Below are 22,008 nucleotides of genomic sequence, written 5' to 3' on the forward strand. Positions count from 1 at the left end.
CCTACTTATGGAACGATGGCGATACCAACGAAGACCGCACAGGTTTAGCAGCAGGTACATACACTGTAACAGCAACAGATGCAGCAGGTTGTATAGAGACAGCCACATTCACAGTAACCGAGCCGGCATTATTAGGCATGAACGGTACACCAACAGACGTAACAACTAACGGAGGCAGCGATGGCTCAATAGATGTAACTGCAACCGGAGGTACCACACCATACTCATATTTATGGAACGATGGAGATACGAACGAAGACCGCACTAACTTAACATCAGGAACGTATACAGTAACGGTAACAGACGCTAACGGTTGTACAGAAGAAGCCACATTCACAATAAACGAACCCGGCTGCAACGAAGTTGTAACAGGAGTAGTAATAGATGTGTTGTGTAATGGCGGAACCGATGCATCAATAGATGTAACTGTAACAGGTAACAATGGCACAGTAACCTACTTATGGAACGATGGAGATACCAACGAAGACCGCACAGGTTTGGCAGCAGGTACATACACCGTAACAGCAACAGATGCAGCAGGTTGTATAGAAACAGCCACATTCACAGTAACCGAGCCGGCATTATTAGGCATGAGCGGTACCCCAACGGACGTAACAACTAACGGAGGCAGCGATGGCTCTATAGATGTAACTGCAACAGGCGGTACCACACCATACACATACTTATGGAATGATGGTGATACGAACGAAGACCGCACTAACTTAACATCAGGAACGTATACAGTAATGGTAACAGACGCTAACGGTTGTACAGAAGAAGCCACATTCACAATAAACGAACCCGGCTGCAACGAAGTTGTAAGTGGAGTAGTAATAGATGTGTTGTGCAATGGCGGAACCGATGCATCAATAGATGTAACAGTAACAGGCAACAATGGCACAGTAACCTACTTATGGAACGATGGCGATACCAACGAAGACCGCACAGGTTTATCAGCAGGCACATACACTGTAACAGCAACAGATGCAGCAGGTTGTATAGAAACAGCAACATTCACAGTAACCGAGCCGGCCGTATTAGGCTTGAGTGGCACACCAACAGATGTAACAACTAACGGAGGCAGCGATGGCTCAATAGATGTAACTGCAACTGGCGGTACACCGGCATATACATATGTATGGAACGATGGAGACACCAACGAAGACCGTACAAATTTATCAGCAGGAACGTATACAGTAACAGTAACAGACGCTAACGGTTGTACAGAAGAAGCCACATTCACAATAAACGAACCTGGTTGCAACGAAGTTGTAAGTGGAGTAGTAATTGATGTATTGTGCAATGGCGGAACCGATGCATCGATTGATGTAACAGTAACAGGCAACAATGGCACAGTAACTTATTTATGGAACGATGGCGATACCAACGAAGACCGCACAGGTTTATCAGCAGGTACATACACCATAACAGTAACAGATGCAGTAGGTTGTATAGAAACAGCAACATTCACAGTAACTGAGCCGGCCGTATTAGGCATGAATGGTACACCAACAGATGTAACCACTAACGGAGGCAACAATGGCTCAATAGATGTAACTGCAACCGGAGGTACCACACCATATACATATTTATGGAATGATGGCGACACAAACGAAGACCGCACCAACCTAACATCAGGCTCGTATACAGTAACAGTAACAGACGCTAACGGTTGTACGGACGAAGCCACATTCACAGTAACAGAGCCGGTCTTATTAGGCTTGAGTGGCACACCAACAGATGTAACCACTAACGGAGGCAGCGATGGTACAATAGATGTAACAGCAACAGGAGGCACACCGGCATACACATATGTATGGAACGATGGCGATACCAACGAAGACCGCATAGGATTAAAATCAGGTACGTATACAGTAACAGTAACAGATGCTAACGGTGCTACAAAAGAAGCCACATTCACAATAAACGAACCCGGTTGCAACGAAGTTGTAAGTGGCGTAGCAATAGATGTATTGTGCAGTGGTGGAACCGATGCATCGATAGATGTAACAGTAACAGGCAACAATGGCACAGTAACTTACTTATGGAACGATGGCGATACCAACGAAGACCGCACAGGTTTAGCAGCAGGTACAACACCATAACAGTAACAGATGCAGTAGGTTGTATAGAAACAGCAACATTCACAGTAACTGAGCCGGCCGTATTAGGCATGAATGGTACACCAACAGATGTAACCACTAACGGAGGCAGCGATGGCTCTATAGATGTAACTGCAACTGGAGGCACCACACCATACACATATTTATGGAACGATGGTGACACCAACGAAGACCGCAGCAACTTAACATCAGGTACGTATACAGTAACAGTAACAGATGCTAACGGTTGTACAGAAGAAGCCATATTCACCATAAACGAACCAGGCTGCAACGAAGTTGTAAGTGGCGTAGTAATAGATGTATTGTGCAATGTTGGAACCGATGCATCGATAGATGTAACAGTTACAGGCAACAATGGCACAGTAACCTACTTATGGAACGATGGCGATACCAACGAAGACCGCACAGGTTTATCAGCAGGTACATACACTGTAACTGCAACGGATGCAGCAGGTTGTATAGAAACAGCCACATTCACAGTAACCGAGCCAGCATTATTAGGCATGAACGGTACACCAACAGATGTAACCACTAACGGAGGCAGCGATGGCTCTATAGATGTAACTGCAACCGGTGGCACACCGGCATACACTTATTTATGGAACGATGGTGACACCAACGAAGACCGCACTAACTTAACATCAGGAACGTATACAGTAACAGTAACAGACGCAAACGGTTGTACAGAAGAAGCCACATTCACAGTAAACGAACCCGGTTGCAACGAAGTTGTAAGTGGAGTAGTAATAGATGTATTGTGCAATGGCGGAACCGATGCATCGATAGATGTAACAGTAACAGGCAACAACGGAGCTGTAACCTACTTATGGAACGATGGTGATACCAACGAAGACCGCACAGGTTTAGCAGCAGGCACATACACTGTAACAGCAACTGATGCAGCAGGTTGTATAGAAACAGCCACATTCACAGTAACCGAGCCAGCATTATTAGGCATGAACGGTACACCAACAGATGTAACAACTAACGGAGGCAGCGATGGCTCAATAGATGTAACTGCAACCGGTGGCACACCGGCATACACTTATTTATGGAACGATGGTGACACCAACGAAGACCGCACTAACTTAACATCAGGAACGTATACAGTAACAGTAACAGACGCAAACGGTTGTACAGAAGAAGCCACATTCACAGTAAACGAACCCGGTTGCAACGAAGTTGTAAGTGGAGTAGTAATAGATGTGTTGTGTAATGGCGGAACCGATGCATCAATAGATGTAACTGTAACAGGCAACAATGGAGCTGTAACCTACTTATGGAACGATGGTGATACCAACGAAGACCGCACAGGTTTAGCAGCAGGCACATACACTGTAACAGCAACAGATGCAGTAGGTTGTATAGAAACAGCAACATTCACAGTAACTGAGCCAGCATTATTGGGTATGAACGGTACACCAACTGATGTTACAACTAACGGAGGCAGCGATGGCTCAATAGATGTAACTGCAACAGGCGGCACACCGGCATACGCTTATGTATGGAACGATGGCGATACGAATGAAGACCGTACAAACCTAACATCAGGAACGTATATAGTAACAGTAACAGACGCAAACGGCTGTACTGCAGAAGTAACGTTTACCATCAACGAGCCAGGCTGTAGCATGAACTTAAGTGGCTTCACAGTAGATGTAGTATGTAATGGTGGAGCCGATGCAAGCATCGACTTAACCGTGACAGGCGCTAATGGAGCAACCACGTATTTATGGAGCGATGGCGATACCAACGAAGACCGCACAGGTATAGCAGCAGGCACATACACCGTAACTGCAACAGATGCAACAGGTTGTATAGAAACAGCCACATTCACAGTAACTGAGCCTGCTATATTAGGCATGACTGGTACACCAACAGATGTAACCACTAACGGTGGCAGCGATGGCTCTATCGATGTAACGGCAACAGGAGGCACTCCATTTTATACCTACTTATGGAATGATAGTGATACGAACGAAGATCGCAGTAACCTCATTGCCGGAACATATACGGTAACGGTAACAGATGCAAACGGTTGTACTGAAGAAGTAACATTTAGCATCAACGAACCAGTCTGTAGCATGAGCTTAAGCGGTATCACAGTTGATATAGTATGTAATGGCGGAGCCAATGCAAGCATCGACCTAACCGTAACAGGCGCTAGTGGAGCAACCACTTATTTATGGAGCGATGGCGATACCAACGAAGACCGCACAGGATTAATGGCCGGTACCTATACCGTAACTGTATCTGATGCAGCAAATTGTGTAGAGACCACAACCTTCACGATAACCGAGCCTACAGTATTAGGCATGAACGGTACACCAACAGATGTAACTACTAATGGTGGCAGCGATGGCTCTATCGATGTAACGGCAACAGGAGGCACACCATTTTATACCTACTTATGGAATGATAGTGATACGAACGAAGATCGCAGTAACCTCATTGCCGGAACATATACGGTAACAGTAACAGATGCAAACGGTTGTACTGAAGAAGCAACATTTAGCATCAACGAACCCGGCTGTAGCATGAGCTTAAGCGGTATCACAGTTGATATAGTATGTAATGGCGGAGCCTATGCAAGCATCGACCTAACCGTAACAGGCGCTAGTGGAGCAACCACTTATTTGTGGAGCGATGGCGATACCAACGAAGACCGCACAGGATTAATGGCCGGTACTTATACCGTAACTGTAACTGATGCAGCAAATTGTGTAGAGACCACAACCTTCACGATAACCGAGCCTACAGTATTAGGCATGAATGGCACCCCAACAGACGTAACTACTAATGGTGGCAGCGATGGCTCTATCGATGTAACGGCAACAGGAGGCACACCATTTTATACCTACTTATGGAATGATAGTGATACGAACGAAGATCGCAGTAACCTCATTGCCGGAACATATACGGTAACGGTAACAGATGCAAACGGTTGTACTGAAGAAGTAACATTTAGCATCAACGAACCAGGCTGTAGCATGAGCTTAAGCGGTATCACAGTTGATATAGTATGTAATGGCGGAGCCAATGCAAGCATCGACCTAACCGTAACAGGCGCTAGTGGAGCAACCACTTATTTATGGAGCGATGGCGATACCAACGAAGACCGCACAGGATTAATGGCCGGTACCTATACCGTAACTGTAACTGATGCAGCAAATTGTGTAGAGACCACAACCTTCACGATAACCGAGCCTACAGTATTAGGCATGAACGGTACACCAACAGATGTAACAACAAACGGTGGCAGCGATGGCTCTATCGATGTAACGGCAACAGGTGGCACACCAGTTTATACCTACTTATGGAACGATGGTGATACGAACGAAGATCGCAGTAACCTCATTGCCGGAACATATACGGTAACGGTAACAGATGCAAACGGTTGTAATGCAGAGATTGTGATAGTTGTTAACCAACCTGGTTGCAAGTTAATGTCAAGCATTAGCAAAACCAATGTTTCTTGCTATGGCGCAAGCAATGGAACTGCAACTGTTTCTGCTTCCGGTGGACTTATTCCTTATACGTATGCATGGAGCAATGGAGCAACAACTTCTTCAATAAGTGGTTTAACGCCAGGTTTTTATAATGTAATAGTAACGGATGCTGCTGGATGCACCTCTAAGAGTGTAATTTGCATATTTGATGGCGCGAAAATTACTATTAATATAGCATCAAGTGCCTCAATCTGTGGGGCTTGCAATGGAACAGCCATTGCGAATGTATCAGGAGGAAAGTCGCCTTATGCGTACTTATGGAGCAATGGTTCAACAAGTTTGAGCACAGGTTCATTATGCAGTGGCACATATACCCTTACAATTACGGACTCAAAAGGATGTACCAATGTAAGTTCAGTTAAGATTGATGACGAAGGAGAACTGATTGACTGCACTATTTCGAAGACCAATGTAAATTGCTATGGTGGAAGCAATGGTTCTGCTGCAGTGAATGTAACTGGAGGCACGGGCCCTTACACTTACTTATGGAATAATGGAGCTACCACTGCAACAATTACAAGTTTGAGTGCAGGTAATTATACCGTAACTGTATGGAGCACTAAAGGCTGTAGCACTGAGTGTTCTGTTAAAGTTGGTCAACCGAAGTCAGCCGTAACATCCAGTGCCCTTGCAACTAATTCAACTTGTGGCGCATGTAATGGAACTGCTGTAGTAAATGCAGCTGGTGGTAATTCACCGTATACTTACCTGTGGAGTAATGGTCAAACGACTATGACTGCAACAGGATTATGTGCCGGTTACTATGATGTAACTGTAACAGATGCAAGGGGATGTACAAGCATGAGTACAGTGAAAGTAGATGATATCAGCCAGGCATTAACATGCAGTGTGACCAAGACCAACGTAAGTTGTCAGGGTGGCAATGATGGAAGTGCAACTGTAGTTGTAATAGGAGGCACCGCCCCATACACGTATGCATGGAGCAATGGAGCAACAACAGCAACTATTGGAGGCTTATCAGCTGGAACCTATACCGTAACCGTATGGAGTGCAGCAGGATGCAGCACCGAGTGCAGCATTAAGATAGGTCAGCCTAAGTCAGTAGTAACCTGCAATGCAACAGCAACCAACGCAACCTGCGGAGGATGTAACGGCACTGCAACAGCAACAGCAACGGGTGGCAAGGCACCCTATACCTACCTGTGGAGTAATGGTCAAACGACCATGACTGCAACAGGATTATGTGCCGGCAACTACGATGTAACTGTAACCGACTCAAAAGGATGCTCTAGCAACTGTACAGTGAAGGTAGATGATGCAGGTAGCACCATGAGTGCTTCTGCTACATCAACTAACGCATTATGTGGAGCATGCAATGGCACAGCAACTGTTAGCGTAAGTGGAGGCACCATGCCATACAGCTATGCATGGAATAACGGCCAAACGGGAGCAACAGCAACCGGATTGTGTGGTGGCAACTACAGTGTAGTGGTAACCGATGCAAATGGTTGTACAGCTGCAGCTACTGTAAAGGTTGATGATAAGAATGCCACAATTGTGATGTTCTATCGTAAGCACTATCCAACTTGTAATGGCGGTAATGATGGTGGCGCAACCATAAAGCCTAGCGGAGGCACAGCACCATATACTTACCTGTGGAGCAATGGAAGCACAACAAAGCATCAGCCAACCTTATCAGCAGGTATCTATACGGTTACCGTAACAGATGCAAATGGATGCAGCGCAAGCACGACCATAAAGATAGGCCAGCCGGCAGCTTTAGTAGCTGTAGGTAAGGGCAAAGATGCAACCTGCAAAGGTTGTGATGGAAAGGCAAAAGTATTAGTTGATGGAGGACGCGAGCCATATACCTACCTGTGGAGCAATGGAGCTACAACAGATGTAGTAGCTAACGTATGTGCAGGAACCTATGTGGTAACCGTAACCGATGCGGGTGGATGTCAGACCATGGCAACCGTAGTAATAAACGGAGGCCAGGCGAGCATTAGTGCGAGCATTAGTAAAACTCACAGCATATCATGCCGTGGTGGCAACGATGGTGAATTGACAGCAACAGCAACCGGAGGCTCAGCACCATACACTTATGCATGGAGCAATGGTCAGTCGGGAGCAATAGCAACAAATTTAACAGCCGGTATCTACACGGTAACTGCAACTGATGCAAATGGTTGCACGGGCACTGCTTCGTTCAGCTTAACTCAACCACAAAAGTTGGTTGCTATCATTGGCAACAGTACCAACGCTGCTTGCGGATTGTGTAATGGAACAGCATCTGTCTCAGCTTCTGGTGGAACAGCCCCATATAGTTACTTATGGAGCAATGGTAGTACCAGTGACCAGATAAGCTCATTATGTGCTGGAACCTATACGGTAACAGTTACAGATGGTAAGGGTTGCGATGTAAACACCATGGTAACCATTACGGATGTACAGGATGAAGTGAAGGCCATTATACAAGTGGTAGCCCCTGTAAGTTGCCATGGAGCAGAAGATGGATCATTGAAGGCTAAACCTACTAGCGGCACAGGTCCATTCACCTTCTTGTGGAGCAATGGAGCAACCACGCAGGTAATAGGCAATTTGAAGGCTGGTAAGTATACAGTAACCGTAACAAGTGCTTATGGATGTACTGCGCAGGTAATGTATACCTTAGTGAATCCAAAAGATCCATGTGATAAGATTAAAACTGCCATGGAAGGCGAGGCCTTGTTGTCAAAGTTCAATGTTTATCCAAATCCAACATTAGGAAGATTTGTGGTGTCATTTAACGCTAAGCAATCAACATACTATAGCATTGATATCAAAAGACATCAATGGTAAGGTAGTAGAGAACTTCGGTAAGGTATCTGACGAAGGCTTGAATGAAGTAAACTTTGATTTAAGTGCTTACCCACCAGCAGTATATACAGTTCGCTTTACTATGAACGATAATGTTCAGGTAGTGCGTGTGGTGAAGCAGTATTAAGATTTGTAATAAGTAATTTACCGAAGCCCCTGTCAAGAAATTGGCAGGGGCTTTTTGGTTATATGTTAAAACGAAAGAATAGGCAATTGAACACGATGGATTAATAAACGCTATTAAATGATAAGATTGCCTTGGCAATTGATGGTGTTGATGGCAGTGTTATTTATATAGAAAGTTTTTAGAGACGGGTATTCGAAACGGAACATTTGTTGATTTATGATATATGAAGAGAAACAGCAAGAAATGTATCATAGCAAGTTGCGTGAAGGATGGCAGCGAATACCCCGCAGCTTGAAGGATGTGGGTAGGGCGAGGAGTAGCAGCGGACAGCCTGACCTGAAAAAAACATTAATACAACACACCTTTTTTTCGGGGCACGCCCAAACCTGTTTTTAAGTTCAAAAAGCGAGAGGCTAGGGGTAAAGGGCAATAATGATTGTATTGGAGAATAAAATATATTTGCACGGATATTTCCAAAATCTATGTTGTCATTTGAGAATTTAGAAAATGCATTTGCGCATAAATCGGATAATGATTTGCGCAGGGCCTCCATGTTGTTTAGCACAATCAACTACGCTTGGTTGGTACGTATATTAGAACCGTTGACAAAGATGGCCATGGCTATTGGGTTGCCGGTAAAGCCTATCGTAAAAGCTACCATATTCAAGCAGTTTGTTGGTGGCGAAACGATTGAAGAATGTAACGCGACTATTGATTTGCTGCATAATAATAAGGTTGGTAGCATACTTGATTATTCGGTAGAAGGGCAGGAAGGAGAGGATTCATTTGAGAATACAGCTAGTGAGATTATGCAAACGATTGATAAGGCGCGTGGGAATGAGAAAATTTCGTTTTGTGTATTTAAAGTTACCGGGATAGCACGATTTGGATTGCTGGAAAAGTATAGTGCTAAGGAGCCATTAACAGATGCTGAAAAGGAAGAATGGAAGCGAATAGCAAACAGAGTGCATAGAATATGTAGGCATGCGGCTGAAAATGAGGTGCGAATTTTTATTGATGCTGAAGAAAGCTGGATACAACAAGCAATTGATGATTTGGCGGATGCATGCATGGCCCTTCATAACAAAAAGGTAGCTTGGGTATATAATACCATACAATTATACAGGATTGACCGGGTTGAATTTTTAAAGACATCCCATAAGAAGGCGCAGGAAGGTGCTTACTTGCTTGGTGTAAAATTGGTGCGTGGCGCTTACATGGAAAAAGAAAGAGCGCGTGCCGAGGAACGAAATTACCCATCGCCTATACAAGCATCAAAATCAGATAGCGATACCGATTATGATAAGGCTGTACGCTACTGCATTGATCATATAAGTAATATAGCCTTGTGTGCAGGTACCCATAACGAAGCAAGTAGCATGTTGCTTGCAATACTTATGGATGAAAAGGGGATAGAGCACTCTAATGCACATGTTTGGTTTTCGCAATTGCTTGGCATGAGTGACCATATAAGTTTTAATTTGGCTTGTGCCGGATATAATGTTTGTAAGTATGTGCCATACGGGCCTGTGTCGGCAGTTATGCCTTACCTGTTCAGAAGAGCACGCGAAAATACTTCGATAAAGGGCCAAACCAGCCGAGAACTTAGCCTTATAAAAAGGGAATTACAACGAAGGAAGAAGGGCAAGTAGCTATGCGTTTGTCTAGTACATTAAGTTTGAAGTTTCTTGTGCTACTATGCTTGCCTGCTGCTGCAATATTTGCTCAGGAAGCACGCATAAGCCTGAATGGGACATGGAAATTTAAACCTACTGATTCATTGAACTATTATCAAGCAACTGTACCGGGGAGTGTATACGTTGATTGGCAAGCAAACGGATTTATTGACAATTTATTTTCGCCCGCTGCAGAGCAAGAACTTGCATGGATGGAAAATACAAACTGGGAGTATGAGCGTGAATTTGATGCTAGTGCAGCTTTTAACGAAGGGAAATTTGTACAATTGATTTGCGAAGGGATTGATACGTATGCTGAACTCTACCTAAATGATGCACGTATTGGTGAAACCAAGAGTATGTTCTTGAAATATGAGTTTGATTGTAAGTCATATTTGAAGGAGGGAAAAAACAAGCTTAAAGTATTAATAAAATCACCAGTAGCAGCCGTAGTTAACGATTCGCGTAACAAATTTATTTATCCTGCAGATAATGACAAGCATCCTCACAAAACCAGTGCTTATACCCGAAAGGCCGGCTATCAATATGGATGGGATTTTGCTCCACGCTTTGCAGCAGGTGGAGTATGGAAGGATATTTATTTGCTTAGTACGTCAGGTACAAGTATTGAAAGCGTGACTGTTAGGCCGGTTTTAAAAGATAGCACCCTAGGTGATTTTTATTTTACGATTAACTTGAGAGAACCGATTGCTGATGCTATTGAAATTGATGTTACTGAGACTAATGGCTTTTGTGGAAGGATTCATAAAGCGATGGTGGTGGAATCGCCTCAGTCTGTGTATAGATTAGCAGTTCCTGTAAAGGATCCTCGGGTATGGAATAGTTGGGAGCGTGGAGTTCCTTTTAGATATCGTTTTAACGTAGTTGTAAAAAGCAATAAGGATAGTGCAACCTATTCGGTGACTGCCGGCTTTAATGCTGTTAGTTTTGAGAGCCACAAGGATAACATTGGTAGTTCATTCCGTTTTGTTCATGATGGTGAGCCAATTTTTATTAGAGGTGCCAATTGGGTTCCGCTAAGTATGTTTCCGGGGGTTGTAACGGATAGTGTATATGATGCCTATTTCCGCACAGCCAGGGTATTAAATATAAATATGCTGCGGGTGTGGGGTGGTGGAATTTATGAACGCGATTATTTTTATGAATGTGCCGATAAATATGGCATATTGATATGGCAGGATTTCATGTTTGGTGGAACGTTGTACCCGAGCGATAAAGGTTTTGTTGATCGAGTTACACAAGAAGTCAAATATCAGGTGCAGCGACTTGCACATCATCCATGCATAGCATTATGGTGCGGAAATAATGAGATTGATGTGGCTATCAAAAATTGGGGTTGGCAACAATCCTATTCCTATGATAGTATAACCTGGTTGCAATTGCGAAAGGATTATAAGGATTTATTTGAAAAAAGAATTGATTCGATATTGAAGCGGAATGCATCGGGTGCCAGTTATGTGCATACTTCGCCATTAAGCAATTGGGGAAAGCAGGAGGATTTTTTACACTTTGATAATCATTATTGGGGAGTGTGGCATGGCGAGTTGCCGTTTAGCAGCTTCTATGAAAAAGTGCCTCGATTTTGCAGTGAGTATGGTATGCAGAGTTTTCCTGATGCAACGTTGATACCCGAATTTTTAAACAGTGCCAGCAATTGGCAGAGCGAAAACATTGAAACCCTTGCAACGAAGTTACAAGGGCAACAGGCTGTTGAATAAATACATTGAGGATTACTATCCGAAGGCTGCAACCATGACCGATTGGGTATATTTGAGTCAGTTGGTGCAGGCAGATGCATATTACCATGCCGTGGCAGCTCATAGAACCAACAAACCATTTTGCATGGGAACTTTGTTTTGGCAGTTTAATGATTGCTACCCTTCGGCCTCTTGGTCTGTATTAAATTATAACCACAGCAGTAAAGCAGCGGCATACACGATACAAAAGGTATTTAAGCCCGTACAGGCATTTGCAAGGATAAGGGGTGATTCGCTTTCAATAACGGTAGTAAGCGATCTGCTTAAGCCTGTTACCAACGAATTGATAATAAAAATTATTACGATAGATGGTAACGTATTGTTTCAGAAAACAATTGCAGCTGAACTCGGAGCCAATAGTGTACAAGTTATTTTTAACGAACCATTGAACAGGCTATGCGGTAGCAATAATAGGGATAATCTATATGTTCAATATAGCTTTGGTAAGACCAAAACCGACTTACCCTTTGTGTTGCTATTGGGCGATATAAAAAAGGCAACCTTGCCCCGCCCTACATTTGAAGCCAAGTTAACACAATAGCTAACAGGGAGGTAGTAACCATAAAGAGCAATTTTTTCTAAGTCAGTTCATATTTGGGTCGAGGGAGATGCCGAAGCCACCTTTAGCAACAATTATTTTGATTTGAGCTATCAGAACAATTTGCATGACCTAATTGTTAATTCAAAGTACAAAGGTCTGGAATTGAAGCAACGCATCCGCATAAAAAGCCTGTATGAGGCCACGATAGGAGGTAAATGACATTATTTTGCTTTAAAAAAATATTTCCATACCAGAGTCGTTTTACTTGTTGTTCCGATTTGAAAACTAAGTTTTTATATCCGGAAGCCAACCACTAAATTTGCTCTATCAAATCTAAACAATTAATGAAAATAATAAAAACCGTTAAGTATGTTCTTTCTATCATAATGATGTATCCTTTGATTTCAATATCACAGGATATGAAGCGTACCATAACCTGGTATGAGCCGGTAGAGGAACAGATTAAAGATGCAAAGCAAAAATTTATCATATTTGATAATTCTATACATGACTTTGAAAGCGGGTTTCCATATTATGTTGAGCGATTTGAAAACCTGGGTGCGGGAGTTGAATTTGAATTAGCTGATTATACGTTTGCACCGTTTGAACATAGCTCCCTGCTACCAGCCAATGCGGTAATACCTGCCAGCATTAATGCTCAAACTATTGTATCATACAACCGCAAACAACCTGTATTGCGAGTAAAATTTTTGCCTTTTCGCAAAAATCAAAATGGACAAATTGAAAAATTGATTTCGTTTACGTTGAAACAAAAAACTGCTAACCGTGCCATACAGCCAATTGCTGCAGGGAATCAGAAGTTTGCAGACCATTCGGTGCTAGCCAATGGCACATGGTATAAGGTTACGGTTAACAAGGAAGGTGTTTATAGAATGGATTATGATTTTATAAAGCGTAAATTTAAAACGGAGCCCGAGAGTATTGATCCAAGCCTGATAAAAATCTATAACAATGGTGGAGGAATGCTGCCTTTTTCCAATTCGGTGGCAAGAGCAGACGACCTGCAGGAGATAGCCATTGAAACAGTTGGTATGGCTGATGGCAAGTTTGATAAGGAAGATTATATTTTGTTTTACTCCCAAGATCCAGTTAGATGGAAATTATCAAATACCGATAATCGCTACCATCATCAATTACATTTATACAGTGACAGCGTAGCGTATTTTGTAATGTTTGAAGGAAATGCAGGTAAGAGAATAGCTACCATTGCAAACAGTGGCCAATTGCCAAACACAACCATCACGACCTACGATGATTATCAGTATTTTGAAGAGGAGAAAACAAATTTCATTAAGTCGGGCCGCGATTGGTATGGAAGGCAGTTTGATGTTGATCCAGAACAAACTGTCATGTTCGATTTTTCGAACCTTAATACAAGCGAGCCCGCGTACCTGAGAACAGAGTTTGCCGCACGCACTTTTAATACGGATGTTTTCTTTGATGTAAGCTATAATAACACTCCGATCAATAAGCTAAAGGTTAATTTACTTTTTAGCAATTACCTCAGTAATTTTTGTAAACCTACTTCCGATGAGTTTGGCAATGTCATTGATAAAACATTTAATGTGCAGCAAGGGCCCATTCCTATTAAGATGAAATTTACACGCATCAATGGGAATGCAAATGGTTGGCTTGATTACCTTGAAATTAATGTGAGCCGCAATCTGATATTTTCGCAATCATATATGCCTTTCAGAAGCAAGCAGAGCGCAGGTTTAGGAAAGGTATCGGCATTTAAGATTGCCAATGTGCAAGGCACCACTCCACGCTTGTGGGATGTAACACGTCATAATGAAGTGCAACAGCAGCAGTATTCTAATACAGGAGGTATAGCAGAATTTGTTGCCGCTACTGATACCTTGAGACAATATATATTATTTATAGAAAACGCCATTCTTGAACCAACGTATTCTCAAGTTGTGGCCAATCAGGATATACACGGGCAACCCATACCTAAGATGGTTATAGTTGCACATCCAGAATTTGTAGATGAGGCCAATCGTCTTGCCGAATTTCATCTGAGCCATGATGGCATAACAACTTTGGTTGTAAGCACAACAGAAGTGTATAATGAGTTTTCGAGCGGGGTTACTGATGTGTCTGCAATAAGGGATATGTTGCGTATGTTTTATAAGCGAGCAACTCAGCCATCCGAAATACCAAAGTATCTATTGTTGTTTGGCGATGGTAGTTATGACAATAAGAATAATGAATACAAGTCAGGAAACTTTTTGCCCACCTTTCAAAGTAAAGATGGCTGCTCATTTGTTTCTTCATTTGTTACGGATGATTTTTTTGGTTTGCTTGATGATGACGAGGGAGAAGTAGATGGAACCGAAGAAGTTGATATTGGTATTGGAAGGTTTCCGGTTATTAATGACCAACAAGCGGCTACTTGTGTTGATAAGGTAATAAATTATTCGTCCAAACCGAGTGCTATCATTGAAGAAGCAGCATGCAATAATAATGCGACTACACCGCTGGGCGATTGGCGCAATACCTTATGTTTTATTGGAGACGATGAAGATGGTGTTACCCATGTGAAGCATGCCGATAAAATGGCATTAATAGCTGCTCAAAAGGCTCCTGCTTATTTACAAGACAAAATTTATTTTGATTCATTCGAACAAATAAGTACACCTGGTGGCGAGCGATATCCAGCTGTTAAAGATGCCATTACCAAGCGTGTAGAGCGAGGAGCATTGCTTATGAATTATGCCGGGCATGGTGGCGAAACAGGATGGAGCGAAGAGCGCGTGCTTGAAGTTTCGGATATACGTAGTTGGAAAAACGTAAACCGTCTTCCAATATTTGTTACAGCCACTTGTGAATTTAGCCGCCATGATGATCCTGGACGTATAAGTGCCGGAGAGTTGGTATTAATAAACGGAGAAGGTGGTGGAATTGGTTTGTTTACTACCAGTCGCGTTGCTTTTACTACATCCAACGAAACATTAAATACCTACCTGATTCAAAGCTTCTTTAATTTTTCGAATGGCAAACCAACCCTGGGCGAAGTAATGCGCTATACCAAAGCACTTGCATCGGACAATGCTAACAGAAATTTTACCTTGCTGGGCGACCCGGCTGTAGTGCCGGCATATCCACAGTATAATATGTCCATTACCGAGATTAATGGAAAACCTGTTCAAGCTTTTAATGATACATTAAAAGCGATGAGCCTTGTAACTATGAAAGGGAAGGTAACCGACTTACAAGGCCAGTTACTTAGCAATTATAAGGGAGTTGCATACCCTACTATTTATGATAAGTCGCAAATAATAAATAACCTGATTAATGACCCCAGAACATCAAGTGCTTTTTCTTTTTCGTTGCGAAAAAATTCGCTTTACAAAGGGAAGGCTGAAATTAAAAACGGTGAATTTCAGTTTTCGTTTTATATACCAAAGGATATTGATTATAATGTGGGATTGGGAAGAGTAAACCTTTATGCACAAGATGGATCTACCGATGCACAGGGATATTATGACAGCATTTTGGTAGGAGCTATTAATAAGAATCCTCCTGCTGATAACAAGGGCCCGGATATTAAATTGTATATGAATAACGAGCAATTCAATTCGGGTGGCACAACCAACGAAAATCCCAGCATATATGCAGTACTAAGCGATGAGTATGGCATTAATACCGTTGGAACAGGGGTGGGTCATGACCTGAGCGCCATATTAGATAATGATAATCAAACTACTTATACATTGAATGATTACTATCAGGCAGATTTAAATAAATATAATGAAGGCAAGGTAATCTATCCATTATATAAACTATCAACCGGTTCGCACAATTTAAAATTGCGCGCTTGGGATATTTTTAATAATTCGTCAGAAGCAAAAATTGATTTTGTAGTTGCCGAGAATGCTTCGCTTGCGTTAAATCATGTATTTAATTATCCCAATCCATTTACTACCCGCACAAAGTTTATGTTTGATCATAATCAGGCATGTAATACGATTACGGTAGAAGTAAAAATATTTACTGTAAGCGGTAAGGTTGTAAAAGAATTTAATCAGATAGTGAACTGTGAGGGCTACAATCAGGGAATTGAATGGGATGGACGTGATGAGTTTGGCGATCAGTTAGCTCGTGGTGTTTACTTATACAAACTCAAAGTATCGAACCTGGATGGTAAGACCGCTGAGAAAATTGAAAAACTAGTGTTGCTGAAATAGAATCACGATTATATTTCTCATAAAAAAAACCGGCTGAGCCGGTTTTTTTATGAGCTGAAATTGTAGAGTAAAATTATTGCTTAATCAATTTCTTTCTAATAATGCTGTTAGCGTTAGAAAGTTCAACTAGGTAAGCTCCTTTTGCAAATTTATCAGTGGCAATGGAATACACATTTTGATTTTCGGCAATAATAGTTTCAGATATAACCTTACCGGCTACATCCATTATCTTAATAGTTCCTTGCTTGTAACCACTTAGGTGTAATTGCGTAAAATCTCTACATGGGTTAGGAAAAACATTAAAAGAAGAGTTTGCTTGTGGCGTGTTAGAAGTTCCTAATGCTACCGAAGCATCCAATACAAACAGTCCATTTTGCATATCAGAAGAAACAATAATACCGCTGGGCAATTCCACATAAGCGCCCCAGGCACCTGAGTAACTTGGATTTGGAAGCCCTGCACCATCAGTAGGGTTGGTATCGAAGAAACCTGTGCGCACAGGTGCAGCAACGTTACTTACATCAAAAATCTGCACGCCATCCTGATAATAAGCTACCACACAATGATTGCCGTTGATCATAAATGGATTATGCGGAGTGGCTGTAGAATTTGGAGTACTTCTATATACAGCCGGAATTGTGATATTCGAAAAATTAGTAACGTCAAAATTTTTGATAGCCAAACCCGTAGGCACTTCATCTACCACAACAAGTGTTTTGCTATCGTCAGTTAATGCTGTACTGTGGTTATAGCCAGCATCGGGATAGGTGGTAACCGAAGCAAGTTTGGTAAACTGATTTGCCACGCCATCATACGTATAGATATGCAAACCATCAAAACCTGCCGAAACATAAACAGTATCATTCACTGCCAACATATCGTGGGCACCGCCTACGTTAGGGTCGTCCTGATTTAATTCGCGTTTCAACACAGGAGAAGCAGGATTGGTAATATCATACACAGCCATTGTTGCAGAATTGCCAACAGCACCACCGCGTGGCGAAGCTCCGTACAAATAATTTCCTTCAACAAAAATGGTGTGAACTGTTTCAATAATCGCATCATCTTGATGGACGATGTGCACCGAATCAGGCAAAAAACTTAAATCGGCAACCTGAAGACAGTTTGGTGGTGAATCATCACTTACCATGAACAAATAGTTTTGATAGGTTTTAAGTTCACGCCAAATGCAATCGACACGGCAACCGGGCACAAAGTCTGCTACTACAGGTACGGCAGGATTAGTAACGTTAATAATATACGTTCCGGTAGTTGCGCCTATTATCGCATATTCATATCCATTGGCAGCATATCCCCAGATGCCATTATAACGTATACCGTAAAAGCTTTCGGCAGGTACGGTGGTATCGTCCCAATTGCTCAACATGGTAATGTTTTGGGAGGAGAATTGAGCATATACTCCCATGGTTAACAAGCTGAGAATGGTGCTCATTAGAATAATCAAGTAACTTTTTTTCATTGTTTTTATTTATTAAAATTTTATTTTGAAAGTAAATTATTATTATGGTGTTAAACGATAGCGCACATGTTAAGACAACATTTCAGCAACAATGGCGCTCATTTTAACTTCTGCTTCGTTGGCCACTTTTAATACTTCTTCGTGACTAACGGTTTGTACATCGGGAAAGCCGCCTAAATCTGTTACTATGCTCATAGCAAAGCAATTCATACCCATGTGTCGGGCGGCAATTACTTCGGGTACGGTTGACATACCAACTACATCTGCACCTATGGTGCGCAGATATTTATACTCTGCTCTTGTTTCGAAGCAAGGGCCCGAAACGGCTGCATATACTCCTATATGGCAGCGAATATTTTTTGCATCAGCTATGGCTTTGGCTTGTTTTATTAAGTCGGCATCATAAGGTGCGCTCATATCCGGAAAGCGTGGACCAAGTGTATCATAATTCTTACCTATCAACGGATTGGTAGGCATTAAGTTGATATGATCATCAATAATCATTAAGTCGCCCACCTGAAAATTTATATTCATGCCACCTGCCGCATTGCTTAATATCAGCTTGTTTATACCCATGTACTTCATAACTCTGATAGGGAAAACTACTTGCTCCATGGTCCAACCTTCGTAAAAGTGAAACCGCCCCGCCATTACAGCAACGTTGGTTTTACCCAACTTACCAAATATAAATTTACCGGCATGACCGTGTACCGTACTTTCGGGAAATCCCGGAATACTGCTGTAACTTAATTCCGATAATTTTTCAATTTTGTTTACTAAACCTCCTAAGCCACTGCCAAGTACGATTCCATACTCTGCATCGAAATTGGTTTTTTCTTTAATAAAATCAGCTGTTCTTTGAATTTGATCTAACATAATCTGCAATTAATTTTTCGAATTTATTTTTTTCGTTTCTAATAATTTCCATTCCCACAGGTTGAATAAAGAATGCTTCACGCTGAAACGGAATAGGCATATCCTTTATCCTCATATAGTCTTTCATGGTGGTTATTATCATTTTCTGTGCCGAAGCAATAGTATCAAATTTATTTTGAATGGCCAATAAATCGGCTGTTTTATAAGGGTGATGATCACGGTAAGCCATTAATGTAACGGTAACCCCCAGCGATTTAAGGTAGTTGCATAAATATTCAGGATGGGCAATGCCACAAAAAAGCAAACATGCTGTACCCGGGCTGATTGATGTTTCTGTATGACTATAGGGAGTATAAAGTGGAAGAAATACCTCTTGTGAGAAGAACAGATGTTGATGGGGGAGGGGATTTATTTTTTTGGAAACGATTTCAAAATCTGACAAAGCAATAGTTGCCGGACATTTGGTAACCACCAGTATATCAGCCCGCTTGGCCCCGCTTGCAGGTTCTCGCAGATTGCCTATGGGTAAAATAAAATCGTCAGTGAAGAGCGAACTATAACGGGTACATACTATGCCCATGCCGGGTTTAAGCTTGCGATGTTGAAAGGCATCATCGCAAATAGCCAGGTTGATTTTATTTTCCTGATTAAGTTTTTCGAGTGCAAATACGCGGTCTTCGCATACAGCTACCGTTACAGCGCTAAGTGTAGTTGCGTATTCCAACGGTTCATCGCCACAGTCGCTTGCTTTGTCTGTTGCTTGTACAATCTTGTAACCTTTGGTATTGCGACCATACCCGCGGCTAACAATGGCACTGGTTTGTTCATTAAGTAATTGTGCCAGATACTTTACTAGGGGCGTTTTACCTGTTCCACCAACTTGCAGATTGCCCACTACGATTACCGGAAAGGAAAAAAGTTTGCTTTTGATAATGGAATAGTTGTAACAGAAATTTTTGATGTGTGAAAATACCCACCATGCAATTGCTACCGGGAATAATAGATACCGTATGATGCGAAACAGTTTCATTAAGAAATAAGCTCTTGGTTTTCTTTTATCAATTGATCGTTGTAAATAGTGAAATACAACGCATTATTGTTAAGCAAATCCTCATGGGTGCCCTGTGCCATAAGGTTGCCATTTTCAAGCAACAAAATTTTATCAGCAAATTTAATAGTGGATATACGATGCGATATAACAATGGACTTATGAGCGGTTGACAGTCGTTTAATATTTGAAACTATTTGCTCTTCGGTTTGCGTATCTACTGCACTCAGGCAGTCATCCAACAAGAGTAAGCCGGGTTCTTTCACCAACGCACGAGCAATGGAAATGCGCTGTTTTTGTCCTCCCGAAAGATTAATTCCTCTTTCGCCCAAGAGGGTTTCGTAGCCATTTTCAAATTGAGTTATGCTTGCATCTATGGCAGCATCCGATGCCGATGAAATTATTTTTTGTTGTAAATCTTTTGCCGATAAAGATTCGGCATCAAGACCAAATGCAATGTTGCGGCTTATGGTATCACTAAAAAGAAAAATTTCCTGGGGCACATAGCCAACAAACTTGCGCCATGCGTCTAAATTAATTTCCTTAATATTTTTTCCATCAATTAATATTTCGCCACTATCGCAATCATACAACCTCAACAGTAATACTGCAATGGTAGATTTTCCACTTCCTGTTTTTCCGGTAATGGCAACCGTTTCATTTTCATGGATTATAAACGAACAATTTTTTATAGCCTCTATTCCTGAATTTTTATAGGTAAACGACACATTCCTAAATTCGATATTACCTTTAAATTGTGAGGGTTCAACATTTGTGTTTTCTATTTCGGTTGTTTGATTTAAAAACTGATTAATTCGTTGTTGTGATGCCGCTGCACGTTGCACCAACGTAATAATCCAGCCCAGCGATGCTACCGGCCATGTTAGCATATTTACATACATAATAAATTCTGCAATGCTGCCTATGTCAAATGAACCATCTATTACCGCCATACCTCCAAAGTAAATTGTAAGTATGGTACTTAAACCTATAAGCAGCGTAACTGCTGGATAGAAAAGTGCATTTATTCTGGCTAGTGACAGCGATTTTTTTTTGTAATCTCCATTTGCATTTGCAAATGAAGCCTCAAAACTTTTTTCGCGTGCAAATGATTGTATAATGCGAATTCCCGAAAATGATTCCTGCACAAAAGTCGAAAGATTACTTAGTTGCTCCTGCACCTCATCGCTTCTTTTGTTTATAATATCGTGCACTTTATAAATAATAAATACCAGCACCGGTAGTGGCGTAAGCACAATCAACGTAAGTTTCCAGTTAATGGTTGACATGACATATACCGTGAGCACAATAGTAACCGTCAGGTTAATTACATACATAACCACAGGGCCTACATACATGCGCACGCGGGCTACATCTTCGCTAATGCGGTTCATCAAATCACCGGTCGAGTTTACACTGTAAAAAGAAGCATTCAATTGTTGGTACTTTGAAAAAATTTCGTTTTTCATATCATACTCTATCCAGCGCGAAATAACAATGATGGTTTGACGCATAAAAAACATAAACATACCACGCAATAGTGCCAACCCAATTATGAGCAAGGTATAGCGTATTACACTTTGGTAAATTTCACTTTTATCCATGGTTTGATTAGGTATATCAAAATAACGGCTAACCTCATTAATGGCATCGCGCATAATCTGTGCAGGAAAAATCTGACACAAGCAGGCACAATTTACAAATACGATTCCTACTGCCAACCTGCCTCGGTATTTGTAAAAATATTTATTTAAATATTGAAGTTCTTTCACGCAAAAAAGAAAAGGTTTGCAAAGATGGTAAATTTATCGGTCTCCTT

The 22,008-nt window shown here is 41.7% G+C and carries 13 protein-coding genes; 8 read left to right on the top strand and 5 right to left on the bottom strand.

From position 1 onward, the window contains the following. Window position 1 precedes the first annotated feature (1 nt). The gene (locus IPO27_13820; GenBank protein ID MBK8847550.1) at window positions 2-139 is read right to left on the bottom strand and encodes a hypothetical protein; all 138 of its coding nucleotides are present in this window, start codon (window positions 137-139) and stop codon (window positions 2-4) included. Between IPO27_13820 and IPO27_13825 the strand changes: the two genes are divergently transcribed. From IPO27_13825 to porU, 8 genes are all read left to right on the top strand, one after another. Further along, a complete protein-coding gene (locus IPO27_13825) occupies window positions 138-2,105 on the top strand; it encodes a SprB repeat-containing protein (protein ID MBK8847551.1) in 1,968 nt (655 codons plus the stop codon). The two genes, IPO27_13820 and IPO27_13825, sit on opposite strands and share 2 nt — an antisense overlap. After that, window positions 2,045-8,434, top strand: a complete 6,390-nt coding sequence (locus tag IPO27_13830; GenBank protein ID MBK8847552.1) for a SprB repeat-containing protein — start codon at window positions 2,045-2,047, stop codon at window positions 8,432-8,434. The genes IPO27_13825 and IPO27_13830 overlap by 61 nt, the downstream gene beginning before the upstream one ends. Further along, complete coding sequence (locus IPO27_13835; GenBank protein ID MBK8847553.1) at window positions 8,409-8,579, top strand: T9SS type A sorting domain-containing protein; 171 nt, start codon at window positions 8,409-8,411, stop codon at window positions 8,577-8,579. Before IPO27_13830 ends, IPO27_13835 begins: the two co-directional genes overlap by 26 nt. Before the next feature lie 482 nt (window positions 8,580-9,061). Continuing rightward, window positions 9,062-10,231, top strand: coding sequence for a proline dehydrogenase family protein (locus tag IPO27_13840; GenBank protein MBK8847554.1), 1,170 nt, complete (start codon window positions 9,062-9,064; stop codon window positions 10,229-10,231). A 2-nt stretch (window positions 10,232-10,233) separates the two neighbouring features. Continuing rightward, window positions 10,234-11,994 (top strand): hypothetical protein, encoded by a 1,761-nt coding sequence (locus IPO27_13845; GenBank protein ID MBK8847555.1) that lies wholly within the window; start codon window positions 10,234-10,236, stop codon window positions 11,992-11,994. Then, on the top strand, window positions 11,987-12,574 hold the full coding sequence (locus IPO27_13850) for a hypothetical protein (GenBank protein ID MBK8847556.1): 588 nt from the start codon (window positions 11,987-11,989) through the stop codon (window positions 12,572-12,574). The genes IPO27_13845 and IPO27_13850 overlap by 8 nt, the downstream gene beginning before the upstream one ends. 30 nt (window positions 12,575-12,604) lie before the next feature. Further along, window positions 12,605-12,793, top strand: a complete 189-nt coding sequence (locus IPO27_13855; protein MBK8847557.1) for a hypothetical protein — start codon at window positions 12,605-12,607, stop codon at window positions 12,791-12,793. Between the two features lie 125 nt (window positions 12,794-12,918). Beyond that, window positions 12,919-16,785, top strand: a complete 3,867-nt coding sequence (gene porU, locus IPO27_13860; GenBank protein ID MBK8847558.1) for a type IX secretion system sortase PorU — start codon at window positions 12,919-12,921, stop codon at window positions 16,783-16,785. A 73-nt stretch (window positions 16,786-16,858) separates the two neighbouring features. Here porU and IPO27_13865 read toward each other — a convergent pair whose 3' ends face one another. The 4 genes from IPO27_13865 to IPO27_13880 form a co-directional block, all read right to left on the bottom strand. Further along, complete coding sequence (locus tag IPO27_13865) at window positions 16,859-18,265, bottom strand: choice-of-anchor B family protein (protein ID MBK8847559.1); 1,407 nt, start codon at window positions 18,263-18,265, stop codon at window positions 16,859-16,861. A gap of 69 nt (window positions 18,266-18,334) precedes the next feature. Then, window positions 18,335-19,141, bottom strand: coding sequence for a purine-nucleoside phosphorylase (locus tag IPO27_13870; protein ID MBK8847560.1), 807 nt, complete (start codon window positions 19,139-19,141; stop codon window positions 18,335-18,337). Further along, window positions 19,113-20,171, bottom strand: a complete 1,059-nt coding sequence (gene lpxK, locus IPO27_13875) for a tetraacyldisaccharide 4'-kinase (protein ID MBK8847561.1) — start codon at window positions 20,169-20,171, stop codon at window positions 19,113-19,115. The genes IPO27_13870 and lpxK overlap by 29 nt, the downstream gene beginning before the upstream one ends. Then, window positions 20,171-21,961: an ABC transporter ATP-binding protein gene (locus tag IPO27_13880; GenBank protein MBK8847562.1), complete on the bottom strand. Its 1,791-nt coding sequence runs from the start codon at window positions 21,959-21,961 to the stop codon at window positions 20,171-20,173. Before IPO27_13880 ends, lpxK begins: the two co-directional genes overlap by 1 nt. Between the last annotated feature and the right edge of the window lie 47 nt (window positions 21,962-22,008).

The organism is Bacteroidota bacterium, assembly GCA_016714535.1.
Classification (GTDB): domain Bacteria; phylum Bacteroidota; class Bacteroidia; order AKYH767-A; family OLB10; genus JADKFV01.

What these genes read in the sequence shown, in the direction of transcription:
- IPO27_13845 (MBK8847555.1), top strand. Translation starts at nt 10,234, where the DNA reads ATGCGTTTGTCTAGTACATTAAGTTTGAAGTTTCTTGTGCTACTATGC.
- IPO27_13840 (MBK8847554.1), top strand. Translation starts at nt 9,062, where the DNA reads ATGTTGTCATTTGAGAATTTAGAAAATGCATTTGCGCATAAATCGGAT.
- porU (MBK8847558.1), top strand. Translation starts at nt 12,919, where the DNA reads ATGAAAATAATAAAAACCGTTAAGTATGTTCTTTCTATCATAATGATG.
- lpxK (MBK8847561.1), bottom strand. Translation starts at nt 20,171, where the DNA reads ATGAAACTGTTTCGCATCATACGGTATCTATTATTCCCGGTAGCAATT.
- IPO27_13830 (MBK8847552.1), top strand. Translation starts at nt 2,045, where the DNA reads ATGGAACGATGGCGATACCAACGAAGACCGCACAGGTTTAGCAGCAGG.
- IPO27_13865 (MBK8847559.1), bottom strand. Translation starts at nt 18,265, where the DNA reads ATGAAAAAAAGTTACTTGATTATTCTAATGAGCACCATTCTCAGCTTG.
- IPO27_13825 (MBK8847551.1), top strand. Translation starts at nt 138, where the DNA reads ATGAACGGTACACCAACAGACGTAACAACTAACGGAGGCAGCGATGGC.
- IPO27_13870 (MBK8847560.1), bottom strand. Translation starts at nt 19,141, where the DNA reads ATGTTAGATCAAATTCAAAGAACAGCTGATTTTATTAAAGAAAAAACC.
- IPO27_13820 (MBK8847550.1), bottom strand. Translation starts at nt 139, where the DNA reads ATGCCTAATAATGCCGGCTCGGTTACTGTGAATGTGGCTGTCTCTATA.